The organism is Spirosoma sp. 48-14, assembly GCF_001898575.1.
Taxonomy (GTDB): Bacteria; Bacteroidota; Bacteroidia; order Cytophagales; family Spirosomataceae; genus Spirosoma.
Map to the genome: position 1 here is coordinate 213,190 of NZ_MKUD01000006.1, position 26,774 is coordinate 239,963.

21 protein-coding genes and 1 other RNA gene are annotated in these 26,774 nt (G+C 48.8%); 16 read left to right on the forward strand and 6 right to left on the reverse strand.

All coding sequences use genetic code 11. From position 1 onward, the window contains the following. Positions 1 to 8: 8 nt before the first annotated feature. Together BGO59_RS06385 and BGO59_RS06390 are read right to left on the reverse strand one after the other, a co-directional pair. A complete protein-coding gene (locus BGO59_RS06385) occupies positions 9 to 2,465 on the reverse strand; it encodes a helix-turn-helix domain-containing protein (RefSeq protein ID WP_293682336.1) in 2,457 nt (818 codons plus the stop codon). 151 nt (positions 2,466 to 2,616) lie between these two features. Continuing rightward, positions 2,617 to 3,039, reverse strand: a complete 423-nt coding sequence (locus BGO59_RS06390) for an EamA family transporter (protein WP_293682339.1) — start codon at positions 3,037 to 3,039, stop codon at positions 2,617 to 2,619. A 153-nt stretch (positions 3,040 to 3,192) separates the two neighbouring features. Between BGO59_RS06390 and BGO59_RS06395 the strand changes: the two genes are divergently transcribed. The 5 genes from BGO59_RS06395 to BGO59_RS06415 all read left to right on the forward strand — a co-directional run bounded on the left by BGO59_RS06395 (position 3,193) and on the right by BGO59_RS06415 (position 10,550). Next, positions 3,193 to 5,703 carry a phosphocholine-specific phospholipase C gene (locus BGO59_RS06395; RefSeq protein ID WP_293682342.1) on the forward strand — a complete coding sequence of 837 codons (2,511 nt, stop codon included), beginning with the start codon at positions 3,193 to 3,195 and terminating at the stop codon, positions 5,701 to 5,703. A 105-nt stretch (positions 5,704 to 5,808) separates the two neighbouring features. Next, positions 5,809 to 7,122, forward strand: a complete 1,314-nt coding sequence (gene eat / locus BGO59_RS06400; RefSeq protein WP_293682345.1) for an ethanolamine permease — start codon at positions 5,809 to 5,811, stop codon at positions 7,120 to 7,122. 107 nt (positions 7,123 to 7,229) lie between these two features. Next, the gene (locus BGO59_RS06405) at positions 7,230 to 8,609 is read left to right on the forward strand and encodes an ethanolamine ammonia-lyase subunit EutB (protein ID WP_293682348.1); all 1,380 of its coding nucleotides are present in this window, start codon (positions 7,230 to 7,232) and stop codon (positions 8,607 to 8,609) included. An 11-nt stretch (positions 8,610 to 8,620) separates the two neighbouring features. Next, positions 8,621 to 9,391 carry an ethanolamine ammonia-lyase subunit EutC gene (gene eutC / locus BGO59_RS06410; RefSeq protein ID WP_293682351.1) on the forward strand — a complete coding sequence of 257 codons (771 nt, stop codon included), beginning with the start codon at positions 8,621 to 8,623 and terminating at the stop codon, positions 9,389 to 9,391. 133 nt (positions 9,392 to 9,524) lie between these two features. Beyond that, entirely contained in the window at positions 9,525 to 10,550 is a 1,026-nt protein-coding gene (locus BGO59_RS06415) for a Smr/MutS family protein (RefSeq protein ID WP_293682354.1), read from the forward strand. A 90-nt stretch (positions 10,551 to 10,640) separates the two neighbouring features. Here the strand turns inward: BGO59_RS06415 and BGO59_RS06420 are convergent, their stop codons facing one another. Continuing rightward, complete coding sequence (locus BGO59_RS06420) at positions 10,641 to 12,008, reverse strand: TrpB-like pyridoxal phosphate-dependent enzyme (protein ID WP_293682357.1); 1,368 nt, start codon at positions 12,006 to 12,008, stop codon at positions 10,641 to 10,643. A 139-nt stretch (positions 12,009 to 12,147) separates the two neighbouring features. Between BGO59_RS06420 and BGO59_RS06425 the strand changes: the two genes are divergently transcribed. The 4 genes from BGO59_RS06425 to rnpB all read left to right on the forward strand — a co-directional run bounded on the left by BGO59_RS06425 (position 12,148) and on the right by rnpB (position 19,707). Beyond that, positions 12,148 to 13,566 carry a DUF4403 family protein gene (locus tag BGO59_RS06425; RefSeq protein WP_293682360.1) on the forward strand — a complete coding sequence of 473 codons (1,419 nt, stop codon included), beginning with the start codon at positions 12,148 to 12,150 and terminating at the stop codon, positions 13,564 to 13,566. 655 nt (positions 13,567 to 14,221) lie between these two features. Further along, on the forward strand, positions 14,222 to 17,413 hold the full coding sequence (locus BGO59_RS06430; RefSeq protein ID WP_293682363.1) for a SusC/RagA family TonB-linked outer membrane protein: 3,192 nt from the start codon (positions 14,222 to 14,224) through the stop codon (positions 17,411 to 17,413). A 24-nt stretch (positions 17,414 to 17,437) separates the two neighbouring features. Further along, a complete protein-coding gene (locus tag BGO59_RS06435; RefSeq protein ID WP_293682366.1) occupies positions 17,438 to 19,084 on the forward strand; it encodes a RagB/SusD family nutrient uptake outer membrane protein in 1,647 nt (548 codons plus the stop codon). Positions 19,085 to 19,229: 145 nt separating this feature from the next. Then, an RNA gene (rnpB, locus tag BGO59_RS06440) (RNase P RNA component class A) lies at positions 19,230 to 19,707 on the forward strand. A gap of 28 nt (positions 19,708 to 19,735) precedes the next feature. Here the strand turns inward: rnpB and BGO59_RS06445 are convergent. After that, positions 19,736 to 20,251 (reverse strand): GTP cyclohydrolase, encoded by a 516-nt coding sequence (locus BGO59_RS06445; protein ID WP_293682369.1) that lies wholly within the window; start codon positions 20,249 to 20,251, stop codon positions 19,736 to 19,738. Positions 20,252 to 20,514: 263 nt separating this feature from the next. Here BGO59_RS06445 and BGO59_RS06450 point away from each other — a divergent pair, with 263 nt between their 5' ends. From BGO59_RS06450 to trmD, 3 genes are all read left to right on the forward strand, one after another. Next, complete coding sequence (locus BGO59_RS06450; protein ID WP_293682372.1) at positions 20,515 to 21,057, forward strand: 30S ribosomal protein S16; 543 nt, start codon at positions 20,515 to 20,517, stop codon at positions 21,055 to 21,057. 120 nt (positions 21,058 to 21,177) lie between these two features. Then, positions 21,178 to 21,765 (forward strand): ribosome maturation factor RimM, encoded by a 588-nt coding sequence (gene rimM / locus BGO59_RS06455; RefSeq protein WP_293682375.1) that lies wholly within the window; start codon positions 21,178 to 21,180, stop codon positions 21,763 to 21,765. Further along, entirely contained in the window at positions 21,755 to 22,432 is a 678-nt protein-coding gene (gene trmD / locus BGO59_RS06460; RefSeq protein ID WP_080057737.1) for a tRNA (guanosine(37)-N1)-methyltransferase TrmD, read from the forward strand. The genes rimM and trmD overlap by 11 nt, the downstream gene beginning before the upstream one ends. A 212-nt stretch (positions 22,433 to 22,644) precedes the next feature. On the opposite strand, the gene BGO59_RS06465 is transcribed toward trmD, so the two are convergent. After that, positions 22,645 to 23,247 (reverse strand): Fic family protein, encoded by a 603-nt coding sequence (locus tag BGO59_RS06465; RefSeq protein WP_293682380.1) that lies wholly within the window; start codon positions 23,245 to 23,247, stop codon positions 22,645 to 22,647. 124 nt (positions 23,248 to 23,371) lie between these two features. Here BGO59_RS06465 and BGO59_RS06470 point away from each other — a divergent pair, with 124 nt between their 5' ends. Beyond that, on the forward strand, positions 23,372 to 24,004 hold the full coding sequence (locus tag BGO59_RS06470; RefSeq protein ID WP_293682382.1) for an NAD(P)-dependent oxidoreductase: 633 nt from the start codon (positions 23,372 to 23,374) through the stop codon (positions 24,002 to 24,004). Positions 24,005 to 24,034: 30 nt separating this feature from the next. On the opposite strand, the gene BGO59_RS06475 is transcribed toward BGO59_RS06470, so the two are convergent. Next, positions 24,035 to 24,394, reverse strand: a complete 360-nt coding sequence (locus BGO59_RS06475) for a helix-turn-helix domain-containing protein (RefSeq protein WP_293682384.1) — start codon at positions 24,392 to 24,394, stop codon at positions 24,035 to 24,037. A gap of 140 nt (positions 24,395 to 24,534) precedes the next feature. Here BGO59_RS06475 and BGO59_RS06480 point away from each other — a divergent pair, with 140 nt between their 5' ends. Genes BGO59_RS06480 through BGO59_RS06490 form a run of 3 tightly spaced genes read left to right on the forward strand, consistent with a single transcriptional unit; the run spans position 24,535 to position 26,766 of the window. Next, the gene (locus BGO59_RS06480; RefSeq protein ID WP_293682386.1) at positions 24,535 to 25,305 is read left to right on the forward strand and encodes a type 1 glutamine amidotransferase domain-containing protein; all 771 of its coding nucleotides are present in this window, start codon (positions 24,535 to 24,537) and stop codon (positions 25,303 to 25,305) included. A 20-nt stretch (positions 25,306 to 25,325) separates the two neighbouring features. After that, positions 25,326 to 26,108 (forward strand): DUF481 domain-containing protein, encoded by a 783-nt coding sequence (locus tag BGO59_RS06485; protein ID WP_293682388.1) that lies wholly within the window; start codon positions 25,326 to 25,328, stop codon positions 26,106 to 26,108. A 37-nt stretch (positions 26,109 to 26,145) separates the two neighbouring features. Further along, the gene (locus BGO59_RS06490; protein ID WP_293682390.1) at positions 26,146 to 26,766 is read left to right on the forward strand and encodes an NAD(P)-binding domain-containing protein; all 621 of its coding nucleotides are present in this window, start codon (positions 26,146 to 26,148) and stop codon (positions 26,764 to 26,766) included. The last annotated feature ends 8 nt before the right edge of the window (positions 26,767 to 26,774 follow it).

Sequence of the window (26,774 nt, forward strand, 5' to 3'; positions counted from 1 at the left end):
GAAGGGTACTAATCCTGTTCAATCTCACCCAATTCGGCCCGGATGGCGCTGTTTACAAACCGTATTTCGCTGTAGGTGACGCCATGGCCGATTGTCTGAATCAGTTCGGTAAATGTGGCTGATGGCGTAGTTTCGAGGTGAGGGCGAATCAGCTGAATACGATCGGAAGGTAACACGGCATCGACCGATAGTTCGCCCCGATTGATGCATTGAGCAAGATGCCCTTCGATAGTAGATATGGCAAATCCCCGTTCGGTCGCTATTTCGGGAATGGTTTTACCAGCCTGAAAAAGGGCAAGGGTCTGCGTAGTCGATGGAATTTTAGGTTCCTTCGGTTCTTTCACCTTTTTCACTTTCGGCTCTTTGGTAGGCTTGGGCCGTTCGAGATACTCTTTAATGACGGACAGCACTTCGTGGCCGATCTGCTTCACCTTGGTTTTGCCAAACCCTTTGATAGCCAGAAGTTCTTCGAGTGTAGTTGGACGAAGACGGGCTAGTTCGGCGATGGTTTTCTGTGGAAGTACCATATAGCCGGAGGTGTCGTGTTCTCCCGCCAGATCATTACGCCATTTCATCAGCGCACCATATAGCCCACCACGTCCCGATTTTTCGGAAGCAGCTTCGGCTGGCTGGTCGAAATTTTTGCGTTCGGGCTGAAAGTCCAGTTCGGCATGGTTTCGAGCCTGTAAGTAAGCCAGCGCATCGAATCCGTTTTGGCAGCTTTCGAAGGTACGAAGCTTGACAAACAACTCTTTTTCAAGTTCATCCAGCACTTCCAGCAGCAGCTCTCGTACCTGTTTGTTATCGCAATCGGTGGGGCATCGGTGAAGGGTGGGCAATAGCTCGTCGCCAAGCAACGACCGGAAATAGGCAACGGCTTTGCGGATACGTTCCTGTAAATCGGGGTTGTCTTCTGGCAAACGTTCGTCAGCAAAATAACCAGTTAACTGCTTCTGAAAGCGAATGCTGATCTCACGGGCCTTATCCCGTACGCTTTCTGTTAATTGGTTGATAATAGGCCCGCATTCGGGATCGACACTGCTGGCATGCTCATTGACCACTCGTCGACAACGGTATAACAAGGAACTGGCGCGTTCGAACGAAAACAGATCCAGAAGTAATTGCTGCTGATTGGTGCGTTTAGACTCATGCAGATGCTGTTCGGTAGGCGTTTGCTGAATAAGTTCATCGTGAAAATCTTCCAGCGTCTGCTCGGTTTTGATGCTGTGCGACGGAATTGGTGATCGCAACACCAGTCCGTCGAGTGTTTTACAACGGCTCAACGCTACATACACCTGCCCATGAGCGAAGGCCGCAGAAGCGTCGATAATGGCTTTTTCGAACGTAAGTCCCTGGCTCTTGTGGATGGTGATGGCCCAGGCCAGTTTGAGCGGGAACTGCCGGAACGTGCCAATGGATTCAGCTTTGATTTCTTTTGTGGCTGGGTCGAGGCTATACCGAAGGTTGGTCCAGTCGGCGGGGAGCACATCAATCACGTCGTCGTCTCCGCTTTTGACATAAATGATATCATCGTCAATGTCGACAATCTGACCGATTTTACCGTTGTAATAGCGTTTCTCGCGCGTAATGTCATTTTTGATGAACATCACCTGCGCCCCCACTTTTAGTTCCAGATTGGCTTCAGTCGGGTAAATCGTAGCGGGGAAATCCCCTTCAATAGTGGCATCAAAGGTATGTAGTGCCGTTTTAAGACTGTTGAGTTTATGACTATTGATTTGCTGGGCCGTTGTGTTATGCGTCGAGAGGGTAATATAGCCTTCATCGTCGCGGGGGGTAAAGTTGGGAATGTAACGTTGGTTGAGGTCGGCAAGTTGATCGCGGGTAATCGTTTTTTCGCGAATGCTATTTAACAGACTCACAAACCGGGCGTCGGCCTGCCGGTAAATCTGCGTCAGCTCAATCGAAATATAGGGCGTATGACTTAGCGCTTTGCTGCCGAAAAAATAGCCGGTTTCGTAGTAAGGTCTTAGCAGCTCCCACTCTTCATCCCGGATCACGGGTGGTAGTTGCTGCATATCGCCAATGAGCAGAAGCTGGACACCGCCAAAGGGCTGGCTGTTATTTCGATATCGGCGGAGCACTTCGTCGATACCATCCAGAACATCGGCCCGCACCATACTGATTTCGTCAATAATGAGTAGGTCGAGGGTGCGCAGAAGCCTGATTTTTTCTCTGTTGAACTTCCGGCTCTCCCGCAGTGTAGAACCCGGCACCAGGGGGCCAAACGGTAATTGAAACAGCGAATGAATGGTAACACCCCCGGCATTGATGGCCGCTACACCCGTTGGTGCAACTACAGCCAGTCGCTTGGCACTTAGTTGTTTAACCTGGTGTAGAAACGTTGTTTTACCCGTCCCCGCTTTTCCGGTCAGGAAAATATTACGATTCGTGTGAAGAACAAATTGATGGGCAAGAGCAAGTCTTTCGTTTACGGGGGCAGGCATACCAACACAGCATTATTCGTATACAAAAGTACGTATTTTAAGGCTGGCTTTTCAATCGAGAGCAAGAGTAATCCTGTGGTGCCTTTCGTGGTTTTCGTGGTGTCGGGTTTGAGAACCCGACACAATGAGGTTTCTCAAACAGGAAGAGTTTTCAGTCGCGGGAGGTGGCAATGATGATGGCCCCTATCCCCATGAGCAAGGCCCCGGCTATGACCTGCCAGTTAACTTTCTCTTTTAAAAACACCATCGCCAGAATGACCGAAAAAATTAGTGAGCAGTTGGTGATAGGAGATACCTGAGACGCGTGCCCCAACTTCAGCGCCCGAAACGAGAATAAGGACGACAGGCAGGTGACAATTCCGGCAATGATCAGGTATATCCAGACTCGGCGTTCGATTCGGGAGATTTCGGCCAGGAGTCCCTGCGAAATGACCACGCTCCACGACACAATCAGAATCATGACCGACTGAATGGCAAACGCCAGGCTGGAATCCAGATGTTTAATGCCAGCTTTCGATAACGTAACAACAATAGCCGCCGATAAGGCAGCTGACAAGGCAAATACAATCCACATAGCCTTTTTGATGGAGTATACCGTATAAATCAGTAGAGGAGCCTAAATGATTAAAAAAAGATAAAATTAACTTCACTCGGTGGTTTGTATTTTTGGGGATGCTCTACGGAGTTACATACCAGGGTAGCCAATCACGATCAACGACAATATGATATGGATTCCAGACGCGATTTTCTAAAAAAAGCAGCGCTGCTGTCAACGGTTCTCTCGGGCGGATTGCCTGAGTCTATTCAGCGTGCGTTCGCTATTGACCCACAACCCGGTACTACCTTTCTGGACGCCGAACATGTGGTGATTCTGATGCAGGAGAATCGTTCATTCGATCACACCTATGGTACGTTGCAGGGGGTTCGGGGATTTAATGACCCACGGGCGTTTACCTTACCGAACAAAAACAAAATCTGGCTTCAGACCAATAAGGCGGGGGAAACGTATGCGCCATTTCGGCTGAATATCAAGGATACCAAAGCCACCTGGATGCACTCGCTGCCCCACTCCTGGGAGAATCAGGTCGATGCCCGCAATGGCGGTAAAATGGATAAGTGGCTGGATGCCAAGCCGTCGGGGCACAAAGAGTATGCCCATATGCCGCTTACACTGGGGTATTATAACCGGGAGGATATTCCGTTCTACTATGCATTAGCCGATGCCTTTACAGTCTGTGATCAGAACTTTTGTTCTTCTCTGACGGGCACCACACCGAACCGGCTCTATTTCTGGACGGGCACCATCCGGGACCCCCGTGATCCAAAGGCGATGGCGAACGTTCGGAATGAAAATGTTGATTACGATGCCGAAGTAAGCTGGACTACGTTTCCCGAACGACTGGAAGAGGCTGGCATATCGTGGAAGATTTATCAGAACGAAATCAGCCTGTCGACGGGCCTGCACGGGGAGGAAGATAACTGGCTGGGCAATTTTACGGATAACCCCATCGAATGGTTTTCGCAGTATCATGTCCGATTCCACCCGGCCTACTATCCGTTTCTTCAACGCGAGGAAAAAGCCCTTCCCGAACGGATTAAAGCACTGGAAGCCAAACTGAAAAGTTTGCCCGAAACCGACAAAGCCTACGCTGAAACAGCTCGGGCGTTGAAACAGCAGCAGGAATGGCAAAAGGAAGTGCAGGTCGATCTGGTGAAGTATGCGCCGGAGAAATTTGACCAGTTGTCACAACGGGAGAAGGCGCTGTGCCAGAAAGCCTTTACGACCAATGTCAATGACCCGAACTACCGCCAACTGACGACCCTGACCTATCAGGATGGCGCAACGGAGCGGAAAATGGCTGTTCCGAAGGGAGATGTGCTGCACCAGTTTCGAGAGGATGTAAAAGCTCGGAAACTACCGACGGTATCGTGGCTGGTCCCCCCCGAAAACTTCTCCGATCATCCGGGCGCTCCCTGGTATGGTGCCTGGTATCTGTCGGAGGTAATGGACATTCTAACCCAGAACCCGGACGTCTGGAAGAAAACGATTTTTATTCTGGCTTATGACGAAAATGACGGTTACTTCGATCATGTACCACCGTTTGTGCCAGCCCATCCCGAGAAGCCAGAAACCGGATTGAGTAGCAAAGGCATCGATGCACGTCTGGAATTTGTGACCCAGGAGCAGGAAAGTAAGCGTAAAAATGGGGGACGTACCGGGCCTATTGGATTGGGTTTCCGGGTTCCGCTAGTGATCGCATCGCCCTGGAGTCGGGGAGGATATGTTTGCTCCGAAGTGTTTGATCATACATCAACGCTTCAGTTTCTGGAAAATTTCCTGAGTCATAAAACCGGCAAGACCATCCGGGAGTCGAACATCAGCGACTGGCGACGCACCATCTGTGGGGATTTAACGTCGGCGTTTCAACCCTATCGCGGTGAGACCATTAAGCTGCCCACCTTTGTGGCGAAGCAAACATTTTTGGAAGGAATTCACAAAGCGCAGTTTAAGGGTCTTCCCAGCAATTATAAGCAACTGACCTCCGACGAAATCAACCGGATCAATGACAACCCGCAAACGGCATCCCAGTTGCCGCGTCAGGAAGAGGGGGTTCGTGCTTCCTGTGCCTTGCCCTATGAGCTCTACGTCGATGGGCGCGTTGCTGAAAACCGATTTGCGTTGACATTGTCTGCAAAAAACGATGTGTTCGGTAAAAAAGCGCTGGGTGCACCGTTTCAGGTCTGTCAGATGCTCCCAAATGATGCTCGTTTTCGGTCCTACACGGTGGTTGCTGGCGATAGCCTTACCGATACCTGGTTGCTCGACGTTCCTTTACAGCTTTGCGTTCAGGGGCCTAATGGCTTTTATCGGGAGTTTAAAGCAACAGCCGGGAGCCCACCTATCTCCATCGCCTGCACGTATGAACGCGATACGAAAAACCAGTTGACGGGTAATGTGTTGGTAAAACTTACCAATACCGATGCCGCTCGAAGCTATACGGTTCAGCTTATGGATAATGGATATCAGGCTAAGGAGCAAATCAAAACATTGGAGAAGGCAGGGGCAAAGGGAGCCACGCAAACAGTTCTGTTAAATCTGAAAGCCAGCTATAACTGGTATGATTTCAGCGTGAAAGTGACTGGGTTTGCCGACTTTGAGCAACGCTATGCCGGGCGGGTAGAAACCGGTAAAGTGGGTTTCAGCGATCCGCTGATGGGGCGCTCGAATAAAGTGTAAGAACTAAATTGCTTCTATTGTTAAAAAAACAGAATATTCATCTGTAATTAATAAACTTCCCGAAAGTTTTAAAACTTTCGGGAAGTTGGTTGTATCTTCCCCCGTATGACCGACGAATCACAGGGACTTAAAAAAGTATTAAAACCCATTCATTTGTGGGCTATAGGGGTTGGCCTGGTAATTTCGGGCGAATATTTTGGCTGGAACTATGGCTGGGGCGTAGCTGGAACCGTTGGGCTGCTGATTGCTACTCTGTTGATCACGGTTCTGTATTTTACCTTTATTTTCAGCTTTACCGAACTTACCACAGCGATTCCGAATGCCGGTGGGCCGTTTGCCTATGCGCTGCAAGCCTTTGGCCCCTGGGGGGCATTGATAGCAGGCTACGCTACCCTGATTGAATTTTTGTTTGCAACGCCTGCCATTGCCCTGGCGCTGGGCAGTTATATTCATTTCCTGTATCCAGCCGTTCCTGTACTGGCAGCGTCGATCAGTGCGTATATTCTGTTTACGATCATCAATTTGCTGGGTATTCAGGAAGCGGCCTGGTTTTCGCTGATTATGACCCTGCTCGCCATTGTTGAGTTGCTGGTGTTTATTGGGGTTGTAGCTCCCGATTTTAAACTGGCTACGTTTCTGCATAACCCAATGCCGTTTGGCTGGGGTGGAGTGTTTGCTGCCCTGCCATTTGCTATCTGGCTCTACGTGTGTCTGGAAGGCATCGCTATGGTGGCCGAAGAAGTTCGTGATGAGAAGAATGCCATTGCCAAAGGCTACATTTCGGCGTTGCTTACGTTGACCGTGCTGGCGCTGGCTGTTATGTTCTGCGTAGGGGGTATTGCCGACTGGGAAAAACTCGATCATCTCGACTACCCGTTGCCCGAATCGATTGCCCTGGTGGTTGGCCGCGATAATCCACTAACGAAAGCGTTTGCCAGTGTCGGCCTGTTTGGCTTGATTGCTTCGTTTCATGGCATCATTATCAGTTACTCCCGGCAGATTTTTGCATTGGCGCGCAGTGGCTATTTGCCCGGTGTACTCGCCAGCGTTAGCAAGACACGCCAGGTGCCCTATTGGGCTTTATTGCTGGGGGCGGTACTGGGTATTCTTGCGCTGTGTTTGTTGGATACCAGCAACTTGGTGGTCTTGTCGACGATTGGTGCCGTAGTGGTTTATATAATTAGTATGCTGGCTTTGTTTACATTACGACAGAGCCAGCCAACCCTGAATCGACCATTTAAAGCACCGTTTTACCCCGTCTTTCCGGCATTGGCTCTCCTACTGGCCGTTGTGGCATTAGCCGCTATGATTTACTTTTATAGTCGGTTGAGCCTGTTATTTTTTATTGGTTTGATGATTGTCGGCGGTTTGTTTTATGCGTCTAGCCTGTATCGGTTGAAAACTTCCGGGAGGGTTTAAGCACCTTGTCATTGCTAGTCATTGGGTACTCATTCTTGGCCATGCAAAACCAATGGCTGTCAGTGAGGCAAAATGACAACCACTGACCATAGAATGACGATTTGTTTATGACCTATTCGTGTACCATTCGAGGGTTTACGTACCGATTTGACAGCTTACGCGAACTACTGGCAAAAGCAAGCCCAGTACGCTCGGGTGATGCATTGGCGGGACTGGTAGCCGATAGTTACGAGGAACGGGTAGCGGCTCAGATTGCCCTGGCCGATGTTCCGCTGACGGTATTTCTGAATGAGGCTGTCATTCCCTATGAAACCGATGAAGTTACCCGCCTGATTGTTGATACACACCATACAGCTGCTTTTACCCCGATCAGCCATCTGACCGTGGGCGGCCTGCGCGATTGGCTACTAAGTGATGAGGCTGATACGGTTACCTTACAGCAACTAGCCCCCGGACTTACCCCCGAAATGGTGGCTGCGGTCTCGAAACTGATGCGGAATCAGGACTTGATACTGGTGGCTCAAAAGTGTGAGGTGGTCACCCGGTTTCGGAATACGCAGGGGCTTCGTGGGCATATGGCCGTTCGGCTGCAACCCAACCATCCTACCGACGATGCCAAAGGCATAGCGGCTAGCATGATCGATGGACTGCTGTATGGGAGTGGCGATGCTATGATCGGGATCAATCCGGCCACCGATAGCCCGGCTGCTACGTCCCGCTTACTTTTTATGCTGGATGAACTGCGTGAGCGATTTGCCATACCTACGCAAAGCTGCGTACTTAGCCACGTAACAACGACCCTGCAACTGATTGAACAGCGGGTGCCCGTCGATCTGGTGTTTCAATCCATTGCCGGAACCGAAAAGGCCAATGCCAGCTTTGGAATCAATCTGTCATTGCTTCAGGAAGCCTATGAAGCGGGCTTATCTCTACAACGAGGAACGCTCGGAAGTAATCTGATGTACTTCGAAACGGGGCAGGGGAGCGCGTTATCGTCCAATGCGCATCTTGGGGTCGATCAGCAAACCTGCGAAGTACGGGCCTATGCCGTTGCGCGGGCGTATCAACCTTTTCTGGTCAATTCGGTGGTCGGCTTTATTGGTCCCGAATACCTTTTTGACGGGAAACAGATCATTCGGGCGGGGCTGGAAGACCATTTTTGCGCCAAACTGATGGGATTGCCGATGGGTATGGATATTTGCTATACCAATCACGCCCAAGCCGATCAGGACGATATGGATACATTGCTGACTCTGCTGGGTGTCGCGGGGGTTAATTTCATTATGGGCATTCCCGGTGCCGACGATATAATGCTAAACTACCAGTCCACTTCCTTTCATGATGCGCTGTATGTGCGTCGGGTATTGGGGCTTCGGCCAGCGCCGGAATTCGAAGATTGGCTATTGCGACAGGGTATTATGGACCAGCAGGGCAACCGGCTGTCGAGTCAGGCACAAAAACAGCTTTACGCAGCATTGGTAGGCTGAGCGCAACGAACATGAATGAGATTAGAAAAGCAGGAGTCGAACCCGATGAGTGGCAATCGTTGAAAGCCTACACCAATGCGCGCATTGCGTTGGGCAGAACGGGTGTTTCGGTTCCCCTTCGTGAAGCCCTACAGTTCAAACTGGCCCATGCTCATGCTAAAGATGCGGTGTATTCAGCACTGGATATGACTGACTTGCAAAATCAACTGGCGGCATGTGGATTGCCGGTTTACTGCGTTCGGAGTCGGGCCATTCACCGGGACATGTATCTTCAACGCCCTGACCTGGGCCGATTGCTGGACGAACGCTCGGCCGAACAGCTTCAACAGATCGATAGTCCAGCGGCTGACATCTGTATTATTGTAGCGGATGGTCTTTCGGCAACGGCTATTACGCAAAACGCCATTCAGGTTGTAAGTGGCTTAGTTGAAAAGGTGCAACAGACTGGATTTTCGCTAGCTCCGATCGTGTTGGTCGAACAGGGGCGGGTGGCTATAATGGATGCCATCGGGAGTTTACTCAATGCTCGTTTGGCGATTATTCTGATTGGTGAACGGCCAGGGCTAAGCTCGTTCGATAGCATGGGCGCTTATATTACCTACGCTCCCCGGCCGGGCCTGACCGATGAAAGCCGAAACTGTATCTCCAACATCCGTGAGCAGGGGTTAGCGCCCGTTTTGGCCGTCGATAATATCATGGACCTGATTCGATCGGCATTTCGGTTCCAACTGACAGGCGTTCAGCTAAAAGCAGATAGTAACGCGGACCTCCTCTCTGCCTAGTTTCAAGCGAAGTTCTTCGAAATAAACAATCTCAGGAGCAATTTCTGTTTATCTGCGTTATACTTTTGAAGCCACAAGGTCGTAGGCTTTGGGACCACTGAATGCTTATGACGACTAACAACGAGCGATAATCATGAATATAGGAGATAAAGTCCGGTTGCTCCGGGCAAAAGAACAGGGCGTTGTATCGCGGTTTTTACCAGGCGATATGATTGAGATCGAGATTGAAGATGGCTTTCGGATTCCGGTGATGCGTTCGGAACTGGTACTGGTTTCGCCCCTGGAGGCCGAACGTCTTCTGAAAGCGAATCCGTACGATCCTCAGAAAACCATAGCCCCTGCTGCACCCACCATTCTGGCCAACCAGGGGATTTATCTCGCATTCATTCCCGTCAACGATCGTGAGTATACACTGCACCTGATCAATAATACCGATTGGGAATTTCCGTACCTGATCGGCGAAGAGACGGCGGCTGCGGGGGGAGGGGTTCAGTTTCGGGGTTTGCAGAGCGGGGTTCTGAAACCTAAATCGCAGCAGAAAATGAATGATCTCTATGCCCACGCCCAGTTTGATGCCTGGCCAACTTTTGTGGTGCAGGGACTCTGGTTTCGGGTGGGAAAGACGTCGTTGCGCCAGCCATTTATGAAACGCTTTAAGGCAAGGGCGGCTACTCTTTTTAAAGAGAAAGTAAAGACACCTATTCTGAATCAACCCGGTTTCCTGACTCAACTGGATGCCGATACAGCTGAACCCGCACCGCCTGTAAGCGCAGCCAGTAACCGGCCTCCACAACTCAAAACGATTCGGCCCGACGAACTGAAAGCGGAGATGCTGAAGCCCAAAGCGGAGCAAACCAGCGTCTCGATTGAACGTCCTACATCCGTCGTGGACTTACATGCCGAAGCGCTTCTCCCCAAAGGAACGGGCAATCGTACCCCCGCCGATTTGTTGAAGCTGCAACTGGAAACCTTCGACAAAGCGCTCGAAAACGCTATTGCCAGTGGCATGAGCGAGATTACGTTTATTCACGGTGTAGGAAGTGGTGCATTGCGAACCGAACTGCACAAGCGATTGGGCAAGCATCCGAACGTCCGATTTTTTGAAGACGCTCAAAAGCAGAAGTTTGGCTATGGAGCCACGAAGGTGACGATTAAATGAATAATGAATAATGGGTAATGAACAATGAATAATGATCGACGGCAGCCTCATTATTCATTGTTCATTACCCATTTTTTCATTCTCATAGAGTTAGCTAATAATCGGTGTATCCAGTTCGGCCAGCGATGCCTGAATTTCTTCGGACGTTACCTCATGTTCGACCAGTTTGCCCGTGAGGTATTGCTCGTAGGCGCTCATATCGAAATGGCCGTGACCGCATAGGTTGAACAGGATAGTTTTGCTTTTGCCTTCTTCTTTTGCTTTTCGGGCTTCCTGCATCACCGTCGCAATGGCATGGGTTGCTTCTGGGGCCGGAATGATGCCTTCGGCTCGGGCAAATTGAACCCCCGCTTCGAAGCATTCCAGTTGCTTGTATGCCTGGGCTTCGATCAGCCCGTCTTTTAATAACTGACTGACAATGGCCCCAGCACCATGATACCGTAAACCACCGGCATGAATGGGAGCCGGAATAAAGTTATGCCCCAGCGTGTACATGGGAATCAGTGGCGTCATACCGATGGTATCGCCCAGATCGTACCGGAACACACCTCGTGTCAGTTTGGGGCAGGAAGCTGGCTCGGCCGCAATACATCGAATCTGTTTGCCTTCGGTCAGGTTGTACCGGAGGAATGGGAACGAAATACCGGCAAAGTTTGATCCACCGCCAAACGGTGCCACCACAATATCCGGGAAGTCGCCCGCCATTTCGAGTTGTTTGATGGCTTCCAGGCCAATGACCGTTTGATGCATCAATACGTGGTTCAGTACCGAGCCGAGCGCATACTTGGTCTGTTCGTCCTGCATAGCGAGTTCCACCGCTTCTGAAATGGCAATGCCCAGGCTACCCGGCGAATTGGGGTCCTGTGCCAGAATCTGACGTCCGGCGGCTGTCCGTTCCGATGGCGACGGATACACGGTAGCCCCCCAGGTATTCATCATGATTTTTCGGTATGGCTTACCATCGTAGCTGGCCCGGACCATGTATACCTCGCAGTCGATGCCAAATAACTGGCAGGCAAAGCTTAACGCACTACCCCATTGACCGGCACCGGTCTCGGTGGTGATCCGTTTAACCCCAGCCTGCTTATTGTAAAAGGCCTGTGGCACTGCCGTATTGGGCTTATGTGACCCTGCCGGACTGACACCTTCGTATTTGTAGTAAATCTTGGCGGGGGTGTCCAGCAGCTTTTCCAGACCATACGCGCGAAACAAAGGAGTGGGCCGCCAGATTTTATACACATCGCGGACCTCTTCGGGAATGGGTACCCAGGTATCAGTCGTCACTTCCTGCTTGATCAGCTCCATTGGAAACAGCGGAGCCAGCATGTCGGGTCCTATGGGTTCGTGCGTACCCGGATGAAGCGGTGGAAGTGGCTTATTGGGCATGTCGGCCACAATGTTGTACCAATTTTCGGGGATGTCTGTTTCCGATAGACTGATTTTTTTGATCTGTGTCATAATCAATGAGGTGCTCTGACGAGCTGGGTGTTAGGTAAGAACAAATAGGCTAATGCGCAGATTGGCTATCAATAAACGGAGAATAAACGATAAAAAGCAACCAATTCATGTAATTTAGCTCCTAAATCTGCCACTCGTTATGCATGGTAAGTATGTGACTCGTCTGGTCATTATCGGACTATTGGTCAGTACCCTTAGTTGCCAGACTTCTCAAAAACGTCTTAATCCGAAAGCTCCTAAAGAAGCTTATAACACCACCGAAATGGAAGTCCGAAATGAACGATTTTTATCCACGGTTCATGTTCCTGTATCCATTGCCCTCAGCGATGTAGAACGGCAGGTCAATGCTCAGGTCAATGGATTGATTTATGAGGACAATAGCCTGGATGATAACAACAACGACCAGTTCATGACTAAAGTCTGGAAACGGGGAACCATTATGGTGTCGGCACAGGACAGCCTGTTTCAGTTTACGGTCCCGTTGCGAATCTGGGCTAAAGCAGGCGTTTCTGTTCTGGGGTTCATGCAGTATAAAGAAACTGAGTTCGAAATTGACCTACGCTTCAAATCCAAATTTGATCTCGATCCCGACTGGTCGGTGCATACCCAGACTCAGGCCGATGGCTACGGCTGGGTTCGTAAGCCAACGGTGAGCGTAGTAGGAGTGAATATTCCTATTACCAACATTGTTGCCCGGCTTATCGATAAAAACCTGGGAACCATCTCCAAAACGCTCGATCAGCAGATTCGCCGAAATATTGATCTGCGGGCTCCCGTTCTGAAAGCCTGGAACACCCTTCGCGAACCATACCTGATTTCCGAAAAGTACCGGACCTATTTGCAGGTGGTACCCAAGCGTGTGCTCATTACCCCGTTGCGGTTCGAAGGGCGGCTCATTCGGTCAACCATCGGTATTGAAGGGTACACATTAACCACTACAGGAGCAAAACCCGATGTACGTCCGGCCGTATCGTTGCCAAACCTGACGGTGGTATCGGAGGTGAAGGACGATTTTCAGATTGGCCTACTAAGTGAAGCCAGCTACCCTGAGGTAGCCCGGATTGCCGCCGACGAATTTGTCGGAAAGTCGTTTTCGTTCAGCAATGACCGCTACCACATTACCATTACTGGTATGGATTTGTATGGGCAAAACGAACACCTCATCATCAAAGCAGGAATTAAAGGAACCTTGAACGGTGATATATACCTTCGGGGAAAGCCGTATTATGACCCAAAAGATCAGACGATTTCGCTGAGAGATCTTCAGTACGACCTTGATACTAAAAACATACTGGCCCAGTCGGCAAGTTGGTTATTGAAAGGAACCTTTGCCCGAACGCTCGAAAAGCAATTGACTATTCCGGTTGGTTCACAATTGGCCGATATGCAGAAACTGCTGCAACGGCAGCTTACCAACAATCAGTTGGCTAAGGGCGTCGTGATGAATGGGCATATCGATGAAATTAAACCCGATCAGGTGTATCTGACGCCCACGGCGATGCTGGCGGTCGTTAATGCCAGAGGGCGAATCGATATTAAAGTAGATGGTTTGCAGTAGTCGTTCATACGGCAAACGCTAGTCGTTCGATTCTGACACGAATAGGTTAAGAAGGCCTTCCCTGACTGGCGAAAAGGGAAGGCCTTTCTTTTTGTCAGAAAATGATCGTATCGGGAAATTAGATTATCTATATATACTTAAGTAGTTAAAAACTGAAATTTTACTGGATAAGTATCTTTTATGTAAATATATAATACTAATACTTTGACAGTGTATAATTTTATGTTTTGTATATGTGCTAATGGATAAAATTAAAAGTTAAATTATAATTAAAATTCAATTTATTATTTGGTTTGGTATATAGAATTAGTAATTGATAGGTAATAATACTCAATAATTCTGTGAATTTATCGCTGATATAACTAGGTAAAAAATATAATTTTTCCTTCAAAAAATTATCTATAGGTGGTAATACTAGATTAAGTCAATATTCTGATTTATATGATTTAGATAATAAAAAGTTTAATAATATTTATTTTTAATCTAATTTTTATATTTATTATGAGAAAAATAACAGAATTATATTTTGATCATTTTGTCTATTTATACATAAAAGTTTGTATAATTTTTTTAATACGAAATTTTGAACTGAAAAATGCGGAATATACTTTTGTAAAAGTGCTTCTTGCTTAACTGACACTAATCGTACTTGTTTATGGGAAAAAAGTTACTGCTGAGCTTGCTTTTCGTTTGCTCAATTTGCGTCGTTACCTGGGCGCAGGATCGTAAAATCACGGGTAAAGTTACTCAGGCCGATGATGGCACTTCTTTACCAGGTGTATCGGTCGTTTTGAAAGGGACGACCGTTGGAACAGTTACTGATAGTGATGGTGGTTATTCGCTATCGGTTCCCGCAAAAGGAACATTAACCTTCTCCTTCATCGGCATGATGACCAAAGAGGTAGAATTGGGAGCTTCATCGGTCGTAAATGTGAAATTGTCCAGCGACACCAAGCAACTTTCTGAAATCGTTGTAACAGGAACTGGCGTTGCCACTGATAAGCGGAAACTGGCTATATCCGTTGAATCGGTGTCGGCGAAAGATTTGCCACAGGCACCGTCTGCTTCGATCGATCAGGCGTTGATTGGTAAAATCGCGGGTGCCCAGATTACCAGCCGGAGCGGTACGCCTGGTGCTGATGTGAACATTCTGTTGCGGGGTATCAATACCATCAACCGGGGTACTTCACCGATGATTCTGATCGACGGTATTCAAATGGGCGCTACCAGTCTGCAAACCATTGATCTGAACTCGATCGAACGTGTTGAGGTCGTACAGGGTGCGGCTGCAGCTACTATTTATGGGGCGCAGGGGGCTAATGGCGTTATTCAACTGTTCACCAAAAAAGGCAAGAATGGGCAGTTGAACATCGATATTTCGTCCAGCATCGCCCAGAACACGTATTTGAACGTGGGTGGTGTAAGTAAGGCGATGTACCATGCGTTTGCTACCGATGCCAACAACAACATCATCGGATCGTCGGGTAAGCCTATCACCTATGATGCCGCGAACGGGATCTATAGCGAAAACGTGCAGTACAACTCGACCGACCCTACGGCAACCAACAGCAAGCCGTATAATGCGAATCTGCAATACCACGACCACTTTGCGTATTTCTTCAAGCCTGCCAATACAGTCAATAATAGTATAGCCATTTCGGGTGGTAGCCAGAAAGCCGATTTTAGCCTGTCGGTATCGAACAGCCATCAGGAAAGTAACATCATCAACAACGGGTATTTCGATCGGAGTAACATAACGGCTAACATTGGTGCTCAGTTAGCCAAAGGCTTGACCCTGCGTTCGATCACGCAGTTGGCGTATACCAAAAACACGTTGAAAACCAGCGATCGGACCATTTTGTACGGGATGCTGAATGCATATCCACTTGCCGATTTTTCGCTGACTACGACCGACGGTTCCATTCCGTTCAATATGAACCAGACCATCGGTATCAATGCATCGAACCCATCGTATCGGCAGGCTTATACCCGGAACAATGACAACAAGGTCGACATCATCCAAAACATCAACCTGAACTTCAAGTTCCCCAAATTCGTGGAGTTGGACGCCAAGTATGGCCTCAATTTCCAGACGCAAAACCGCGACCTGGAATTTGCGAACCAGGCAAATAATGCAAACGTCAAATACTGGGTAACGCAGGGTTCACAAAACTTTATTTCGAACTACAATACGGCCAATACCGGCGATCTGACGAAATATACGAACAGCAAGATGTTCCAGAACTTCCTGGCTACAGCAACGGCTGTGTTCGACCTGAAAGAAGATTTTGGTTCCTCTATTCCGCTTAAGTCGATTACGCAGGCTCTGTTCGATTACCGGAACAGCACCGTGAAAGAATACACTAGTGCAGCCATTGGTTTGCCGGCTGCCTATGCACCGTATAACGCAGCGAACACCACATCATGGCGCGTATACCGCGATTATCAGGAGCCATTCATTACCTATGGATATCTGATCAACCAGCGGTTTGAGTACGGTGATTTCGCGGGTATTTCGGGCGGTTTCCGAAGCGATTACTCATCAGCGTTCGGTCAGGGTTCCAAGCCCTTTACGTTCCCGCGTGGCGATGCATTTGTACGGTTGTCAGCGCTGCCTTTCTGGCAGAACAGTGCAGTCAATGGCTTCCTGCCTGAGCTGAAACTTCGGGCTGCTTACGGTCAGGCCGGTATTCAGCCCAAACCATTCGACCGCTACGTTACTATTACGCCAACCACGGTCGGTAATACAACGGCTTTCTACTACGCCAATGGGCAAAGTAACCCGGCGTTGGGCGTAGAGGTGTCGCAGGAAATCGAAGTCGGAACCGACATGGTATTCAGCTTATTTAAAGGATCGAGCTGGCTGAATGGTATTGCGCTGGCCGCTACCTACTGGGATCGGCAGACCAAAGACGCGATCTACTCCGTCGACGTAGCGCCTTCCGTCGGCCTGGGTACGCTGATCGATAACGCTTTCACATTAGGTTCGAACGGTATCCAGTTTTCGTTGAACTCAACGGTGTATAATGGCTCGGCCCTGAAATGGAACACGACCATTAACTTCGGTAAGCAAAGCTCGAAAATCATTTCGGTTCGGGGCGATGCGCCAGTTGTTGTGACATCGAATGCCGGTAGCACCAACTATGTATTAAAGGCAGGTGAAAAAATCGGTCAGTTGTATGGCTATAAGCTGATTCACAGCGTCGATGCCAAAGACCCGAACGGTAACTTCTTTATCCCTCAAGCCGATCAGGAAGCCTACACGGTTGCCAGCAATGGAATCGTTGTGAACAAAGCCACCAAGCAGCCCTACTTTACAGCTGATAAGTACAGCTTTGGCGATCCGAACCCAAAATTCAACATGTCGTTTATCAACGACTTCAGCTACAAGAATTTCCTGACGTTCGGCTTCCAGTTCGACTGGGTAGCTGGTAACCACCTGTACAACCAGACCAAAGAATGGATGTATCGGGATGGTATCCACAGTGAGTACGCCAATCCGATCACGATTGATGGCCAAACAGGTGCCTGGACGGCCTTCTACCGGGGGGTTTATGCACAACGTACAGCCAATGGCACAAAAGATTATTTCTACGAAGATGCTTCCTTCCTGCGTTTACGGAACATTCAGATCGGACTTGATTTTGCTAAGTTGTTTAAAATCCCAGCTACCAAAAAGCTCCAGCTCGTACTGGCCGGACGTAACCTGTGGACTCTGACCAAGTATACCGGCTTCGATCCTGAAATCAGCTCGGGTACGTCGAACTCGGCCTGGGACCGGGGTACAGACCATAGCACGATGCCAAACTTTAAGTCGTATCAGGCTACGCTGAACATTGGATTTTAAGTAACCCACTCAAAAACTTGAACTATGAATAAGTTAAAAATATATGCACTGACGCTGGTTTTTTCGGGGTTCATGGCGTCTTGTAAAGAGCAGCTCCAGGTCGAAAACCCCAACCAGCCTTCCTCACCGGCTCTGAAAACGGAATCAGGTCTGGTCTCGTTCGGTGAAGGCTTTTACATCACTGGTTTCAAAGATGTGAAGTATTATGACGGGGTGCCGGGCTATTTCTGGTCGGGTGCTATCGGTAACCATGAATTGATGGGCGACGTGATCGGAACGGATATTGCCAACGTGTTTATCAACCAGATTGGCTGCCCGAACCAGGTCACCCTCGACGATGGCACCGTACTGGTTAACCCGAACTCGCCAAGCAAGCAGATTGATTTCATTCGGATTACCGCCAATGTCAATTCGACAGGCTTCCAGAACTCGACCTATTACGAGTGGGCCTACATGTATAACCTGAACAATGCTGCCAACACCTTGCTGGCGAACATCGACGGTGTCACATTTACGGGTGAAGCCGACACCAAAAAAGGTGTACTGAAAGCGTGGGCTTACTGGTGGAAAGGCTATGCCTACTCGCACATTGGTTCCATTTATTATGCTGGTATCATTAACGATAAGGCCAATGGCGAAGTGCTGAACGGCACGAATGGTAACTACGTAACCAAAGAGGCAATCATTGCTGAGGCTAACAAAAACTTCGATGCGGCTGCTAAAATCCTGGGTGGTTTAACCGCCAGTGCCGACTACACGGCTACAATGCAGGGCCTGATTCCAAACTTCAACCGGGTAGGCAAAGGTGGTGTGCTGAGCCCAGCCATGTGGGTACGGAACATCAATACCATGAAAGCCCGGAATATTCTGGTAAATACGCGTGTAGCGGATATGACCGCAGCCCAGTGGGCCGACATCCTGACCTTAACCAACAGTGGGGTACAGGCTACCGATCTGGTTTTCACAGGCCGTTCGAACGCAACGGGTGATTTTCTGTCGCCAACCACCGGAACTGTTTCTGGTAAAACAACGGGTGCCAACAACACCTACAAAATTTCGGAACGCCTGATTCAGGATTTCAAAACGGGTGACCTTCGTTTGTCGAACAACTTCCAGCAACGAAGTTCGGCATACATTGGTGAAACCTCACGGGGCAATGCATTCTTTACCCGCTGGAACCTGATCAACCGGGGAGCCGCTGGTTCGGAAGGAAGTGCATCGGTCATCACCTATTCAAATACCAATGCGGGTGGTTATGAATTATACATGGCCAGTTCGTATGAAGAGAACCAGTTGATGAAAGCCGAAGCGTTGATGTATACGGGTAAAATCGAAGATGGCCTGGCGCTGATCGACGAAGTGCGGAAAGCGCAGGGTGCTGGATTGGCGGCTGTAGCCGGTACCGGTTTGACCCTGGATGCGGCAAAAGAAGAACTTCGTCGTGAGCGCCGGGTGGGTCTTTTGTTCCGTGCTTTGTCGTTCTATGATGCACGTCGCTGGGGCTTACTGGAATCGGGCCGTAAAAATGCGGTTGCCCTTAGCCGGACGGGCGTTGTAAGCACAAAAGCAACCATTTCGTATGGCTATCTCGACTACTGGGATGTACCAGATAACGAAATCGCCTATAACCCACCCGCCAGTGGTAGTGCGGCAACAAAGAATCCGAAGTAATATAACCTGAATTGATGAGTCGACTCCCGGTTACATGTAGTTCGCTACAGGAACCGGGAGTTTTTTGTTGGTCAGGATTATACGATCGAATAGGGGAGTAAACCAAAAACAACGGCTAAAAAAACGTACCTTTGTAGCCCCAAACAACCCAGGCTGGCTTATCGCGTCTGCACCAGCAGATGAGGAAAGTCCGGGCAGCATAGAGCACCCTACTTCCTAACGGGAAGGCGGATGGCTGGGAACGGCCATTCGACAGACAGGGCAACAGAAAATATACCGCCCAGGTTAATGATTGAATGATTGAGTTTTGAATGATTGAATAGGCTTGCGCCAGTTGTTTTTATTCAATCATTCAAAACTCAATCATTCAATCATTAACCTGGGTAAGGGCGAACCGGTGGGGTAAGAGCCTACCGCCCGGTGGGTGACCAGCGGGGCACGGTAACCCTTAGGGGCTGAAAGACCAAATAAGCATCGGATGTGCGGCTGCTCGTCGCCAGAAGCCGAAAGGCCAAGCCGATGCGGGTAGGTCGAACGAGGTGTCGGGTGACCGGCATCCCAGATAAATGATAAGCCATTCCAATTTGGAAGGACAGAACCCGGCTTATAGGTCTGGGTTGAATGGGGATTTTTAAGATGGGGGCGTCAGGCCTACGGAAGAGCTACGGCTTTTGTGCCGTTTACCTGAATGCCATGCTGAGTAAGGGTATCCACTTTCTTCGGATTGTCGGTTAGCATATAAATCGACCGAACGCCAAGCGCTTTCAGGATTTCGGCGGCTGGCGTGTAGTTGCGGGCATCTTTTTTGAAGCCAACAGCTTCATAGGCATCGGCCTGAGGGAGTCCCAATCGCTTGTGTTCTACGCTCTTCAAAAGGGCGAAATGGCCGTTGCCTTTTCCTTCCTGATCCAGCCAGATAATAATTCCACGCCCGGCCTGCTGAATCAACTGCTGCGAGATTTCCATCTGCTCCCGGCAATCGCATTCGATACTGTTGAATGCATGACCAAACAGACAGGACGAATGTACCCTGCATAAGACATCATCGGCACCTGCCACGTCGCCCATGGTTAAAGCAATTGATTCGTTTTGGCCGTTGTAGAAAAGCGTTTCATGAAATACGCCAAATTTCGTTTTCAGGTCACCTTCGGCAAGTTTTACGATCATATTCTATTGAGTTTGAGAAATCAAGCAATCAGGCAAAATTAAATGTAAACCACAGGGTCGGTAGCAGTCCGTTGTGGACTATACACATACTGAGGGCAAAAGTAGCCAGCTCGTTTAAAAGAGCCGTCACAATAAAATCAAAATATTAATGAATAATACGTGATAATTCAACGGCAGTAAGAAGGGATTAATCTATTTTTTCGTACCTTTGCGGCCACGTTTTACGAGGAGGTGCGCCCTCCATCAAAACCAAACAAGCACAAATGGCTGTTAAAATTCGTTTAGCGCGTCGTGGACGCAAAAAAAGAGCAATGTACGACATCGTCGTTGCAGAGTCGACTTCTCCACGCGATGGCCGGTTCATTGAAAAAATCGGTTCATACAACCCCAATACTGATCCATCGACGGTTGTATTGAAATCGGAGCGAGCTCTTCACTGGCTCATGGTCGGTGCACAACCAACCGATACTGCCCGTTCGGTATTGTCGCACGAAGGTATTATGTATCGTAAGCACCTGCAGGTAGGTGTTAACAAAGGTGCTATTTCGCAGGAACAGGCTGACGAGAAATTCGCAACCTGGCAAGGCGATAAAGAAAACCGCAAAGCCGGTGCCGCTGACAACAAAGCGCAGACTAAAGAAGAGGCTCGTGCCGCTCGTCTGGAAGCTGAGAAAAAGGTAAATGAGGCCCGTGCTGAAGCAATTGCCAAGAAAAACAAAGTAGAAGAGCCTGTAGCGGAAGTGGCTGCTGAAGAAGCGCCCGCTACCGAAGCTCCAGCCTCTGAAGAAACCCCTGCTGCGGAATAGTTTTTCCAGAAATCCTGTTAATAAAGAGCCTGTTCGTACTCGAATAGGCTCTTTTTATAAGTAACACGGCTGAAAATCCGTGCTTTTAGGCTAAACAGTGGCTACCCAGCCGCATTACCTATGACCAAAGACGATTGTTACCAGGTCGGCCACATTACCAAAACGCATGGCGTTAATGGTGAGCTGGTTCTTTTTCTGGATGTTGACCAGCCCGACGAGTATGCCGATCTGGAATCGGTATTGCTGGATGTAAAAGGGGAGTTGATTCCCTACTTTATCGAATCGATTGCGATCGTGAAGGGGAGCCGGGCGATTATTGCCTTCGAGGATGTTGATACCATCGAGCAGGCGGAGCGCTTAATAAACTGTGGCGCGTACTTACCCTTGAGTGAACTGGAACCGATAACCGACGAAACCCGATTCTATTTCCATGAAATTGTGGGGTATCAGGTAGTAGATGCCGAAGCGGGTGAATTGGGGATTGTGCAGGGTGTCTATGCCATGAATGCCCAGGATTTGATTGCGATGGACTATCAGGGTAAAGAAGTACTGATTCCGATCAATAGTGATATTGTTCGTTCGGTAGATCGCGCCAGCAAAAAGCTCAACGTGGTATTGCCCGATGGGTTGCTGGATATTTATATGAGCGAAAGCGGGAAAGATACGCCAGAAACCGAAGGCGATACGGACGATACCGATGAGGATTGATATTATCACCTGCCTGCCTAAACTTCTGGAAAGTTTCTTCGCTCACTCGATTCTACAACGGGCGCAGGCAGGCGGTTATGTAGAAGTGGTCGTGCATGACCTGCGCGATTATACCCTGGATAAACATCGCCGGGTAGACGACTATGCCTTTGGGGGCGGTGCGGGTATGGTGATGCAGATTGAACCCATTGCCCGTTGCATACGGGCACTACAGGCTGAGCGAACCTACGATGAAGTCATCTATATGACACCCGACGGGGAGCGACTGAGCCAGAAAACAGCGAATACACTCTCGTTAAGAAAGAATCTAATCATTCTGTGCGGCCATTATAAAGGTATTGATGAGCGTGCCAGGGAATTATTCGTGACTCGCGAAATCAGTATCGGTGATTATGTGCTGTCGGGTGGCGAGTTGGCGGCCTGTGTACTATCCGACGCCATTATTCGGCTGTTGCCGGGTGTGTTGAACGACGAAACATCAGCCCTGACCGATTCGTTTCAGGACAATTTACTGGCCCCGCCGGTTTACACTCGTCCGGCCGAGTTTGAAGGCCACCGGGTACCCGATATTTTACTGTCGGGCCACGAAGCGAAAATTGATGAATGGCGCTACGAGCAGGCACTGGAACGCACCCGAACCCGTCGGCCTGATTTGCTGGAATCGTAGTTTACCAGATACCTCTTCTCAAATGAATGTGTTGTTGCCAATTGGTAGCTGAACGTTTTTTTGTATATTTAGTAATATGAAACATTCCGCTAAAAAACCAATCTCGATGGACATGAAGGCTGATATTTTACGATCAGCGATGGCGTCGTTTCGTATCGAGAAATTAGTAATCTCACCTGAGCAGGCAGCAGTTGCCCTAAAAAAGGCCGAAGTTATGTCGGGAAAATTGTCTCGATGATCTGTTTCATTGGTTTATAATTTTGCTCGGCTGCCTGTTGTACGGCTATTACATAAGTTGTAAAACGGATTGGGGCATTTTCGTTAGGTTCGATCTTTTCCCAATGGGGGGCATTCAACCCCTGTTTACGACACATTAAATTGGCAAGTAAGCGCGCAGTGCGACCATTCCCCTCGCGAAAAGGATGGATGAATAATAATTCGGCATGAACAACCGCCAAATCGTGTATGAGCTGGGCTTTATTTTCATACCGATTAGGTAGTTTCATGAGAATAGTTTGGTCGAAATGCTCCATAATATCCGGTAAAAAATGAGCCATCGGAAATACAAATCCGCCTTTCGATAGGTTAACATTTCGCCATTTCCCGGCAAATGAATATATCTCCCCCAGTGCCAACTTGTGAATCGTCTGAATATAGCGACTTGTAAACTTTGTTCGCTGGGTTAACTTTTCGACAAGCAAAAGCTCGGCTTGTATAAAACCATTGAATTCTGCGAAAGCAATCGCTTCGGCTTCGCGCAATCCAAGCCGATTAGGTAGATGGTCATTCTGATCATATGGAATCTGATATTTCATAGTTCTTTAATCGGAATGGAATTACAGGCTAAGTCTGATTTGCTGGAATCGTAAAAGTATGCGAATTACCATATAAACTGAATGACTGATTTTGCGTTATACTTACCAGAATCAGCCATTTTTTATGCAAGTACTAGTCGTAGGGGCCACAGGAGGAACTGGAAAACAGGCAGTGGAGCAGGCCCTTCAACGCGGACATTATGTTACAGCTTTTGTCCGCGATCTATCTAAATTAGGTATCCAACATCCCAATCTTACTGTTTTTACGGGTGATGTATTAAGCCCGGAAACTCTGCTGCCAGCCGTCCGGCGTCAGGATGTTGTTTTATGCGCGTTGGGGAGCCGACCCGGTCAGAAGGATGAGACCGTAGCACAGGGTACCGTTAATCTGATGGACGTTATGAAACGCTGTGGCGTTCATAGGTTATTGGTAGTGTCGTCGTTAGGGGTTGGTACCAGCTATGAGGAAGCGCCTTTACCCAGTAAATTGATTATTAAAACGCTCCTGAAGGGAGCCATCGACGAAAAGGAGAAGCAGGAAAAGGCAATCCGGGAAAGTGATCTCGACTGGATCATTGCCCGGCCAACCCGCCTGACAGATGGGCCCCTAACCGGACGCTATCGACTAGGAGAGCACCTGCCTTTTTCAACCTTCGCCCTGCCCAGTATTAGTCGGGCCGACGTAGCGGCTTTTTTGCTCGATCAGCTAGAAAGCGAAACGTACCTGCACAAAGCCGTTACGATTACCGGGCATTGATACGAACATTTCGTTGAGGGGGCTAACGGTTTATTGTTGTGGTTTACGCTCTTCAATTCCATATTCATTCATCAGTTCCCGGCCAAACTGACGGATTGTTTCGATCACAGGGATAACCCGACGGCCTTTTTCAGTAATAGCATACTCAACATGAGGAGGAACTACGGGGTATACTGTGCGCGTCACAAACCCGTGTTCTTCCAGTTCGCGCAACTGGGTTGTCAGCATTTTATGACTGATATGAGGCAGGTATTTTTTCAGTTCGCTATAACGCATAACCTGCTTGTTAAGCCGCCAAAGAATAGGCATTTTCCAGGTGCCGCCGATGTGGGCCATGGCAAACTCTACGGGGTTATAGTAGAGCTTTCTGTTGTGCAAGAAATCAGGCATAAGGATAATTAGTTGTTAATCAGATGCTCTCTAAAAGGAGAGTATCACACTTTTACGTATATATATTTATAAAGGTAAGTAGGTATTCTACTTTTGTTTAGGTCAATCAACAAAAAATCTGACTAAACAACTGATAGATTATGAGCCTCAAAGACCCCAATCTGGTTAATGTAAAGCGCCCTAAGCGTATTGCAATTGTGATTTCTAATCCGGCTGTTTCAACTACTACAGGCTGGCCGGTTGGTTTCTGGTGGAGTGAGCTTACCCATCCCTACTATGAATTCGCCGAGAAGGGCTATGAAGTGGAAATCTTCAGCCCGAATGGAGGAAAATGCGAGCCCGATGCCATGAGCGATCCCAACGATGCGAGTGGGTATTCATCGACAGACCTCATCTCGCAGGGGTTCATTCATACCGAAACGTTGCGTGCTCTGGTCGATGCGACAAAGCCCATTGCTGAGCTAAACATAGCTGAATTCGATGCGTTGGTCGTAGCGGGCGGACAAGCGCCTATGTTCACGTTCGAAAACGCAATCGAGCTGCAACAAAAGTTTGTTGAGTTTTATGAGAGTGGTAAAGTAACCTCGGCGCTCTGTCACGGAACGGCCATTTTGCGCTATGCCAAACTGAGCAACGGCGAGTATCTGGCCAAAGGAAAAACCGTAACGGGTTTTGCCAATGTTGAAGAAGATTTTGCGGACAATGCCGTATGGAATTATGGACTTCTATCACGTGATAAACATGTAATGCCCTGGCGTATTGAAGACGAGCTAAGGAAGCTGGGAGCCAACTATGTACAGGCTGGTCTATGGCGGGGCTTTGCCATTCGCGACGGAAATCTGATTACGGGCCAGCAGAACTTTAGTGGTGCCGAAACAGCCCGCGCCATTATTGAAGCACTGGGCGAATAGCGCAGCCATCTGACAAGCCAATGAGGGAGGCTATTTTATCTGTCTTCTTACTGACGGGGCTGTTAACTGTGAGCCGTGCCCAACTTAATGAGAGTGATTCTGCCCGATTTCAGATTCGGATGTCGTTGACAGGCAATTTCCAGCAAGGTAATGTGGAGGTAAGTACTGTGCGGAGTAAATTGGATTTGATTATATCTCCGGTTCGGCCCTGGGTGTTCAAATCTCAGAATTCCAGTATGTATCAGTCGTTCTACTCGGTTAAAGCTGACAATGATCTGTTCAGCCGGAATTATCTCTACTACCACCCCGAACGGCGCGTGTACCCGTTTGCTATTGCCTACGTATCGACTAACTTCCGCCGAAAAATCGACCTGCGCTATTTTACCGGAGCCGGAACCACATGGCAACTCATTAGCAAGCCCAGGCATGTACTGAAACTATCCGCGGGGACGGTCTTTGAAAACACCCGTTTTATGGCTGATATGTATAACGAAACTCGGTACAACGGCTCACAAACGATTGCTCTCTGGCGCGGCACAGCCTGGTTGGGTGGCTGGCACTATTTGCTCGACAATCATCTGCGGCTTTATTACGATGCCTACTATCAGCCTGCTTTTTCGGATGCCCATAACTACCGCTGCCAATACGACATCGGTTTAGATTTACCAATCTGGCGGGGGCTGGCATTCAATGCGATTTATACCTTTACGCATGAGAATGTGGTGATTACGAAAATCCAGCCCGACGATAAAATGCTGACGGTTGGCCTGGCCTATACCCTACGCAGCCAGCACAAACCATGAGACAACTATCTATTAATCATTTATCAGACTAGTAACGATGATCATTGCTATTATTGGGTCCGGCAACGTTGGGGGAGCGTTAGCCCAGCGATTTATTGAAGTTGGCCATACCGTATTGATTGGCGCCCGGTTTCCACTTTCTGAAAAATCAGTCAAGCTAGCCACAAAAATCGGAGAAGACCGCTTTACCTCGCCAGCCCATGCGGTTGCACAGGCAGAGGTTATCGTGTTGGCTACACCAGCCTTGAAAACGATAGACGTGGTTCAGGAATTAGGCGACACCAACGACAAAGTCATTATCGATACTATGAATAGTGTCCGAGGCATGGGACCAGCCGGATTCGATAACACGACCAATGCCATTCTGGCCAATACGGCCACCCGTGATGTGGTAAAGTGTTTCAACACAACCGGCTTTGAAAATATACTCAACCCATATTATGGCGACCAGTCCGCCGATATGTTCATGGCAGGTGACAGTCAGAAAGGCAAAGCCATAGCCGCTCAACTGGCCAGAGAAATCGGCTTTGCAGACTGCTATGATCTGGGCGGAAATGATAAGCTTACCCTCGTAGAACAATTAGCCCTGAACTGGATCAATTTGGCCCTTTTTCAAGGGTATGGCCGGAACATAGCTTTTACCGTTTTAAAACGCTGAGTTACTCC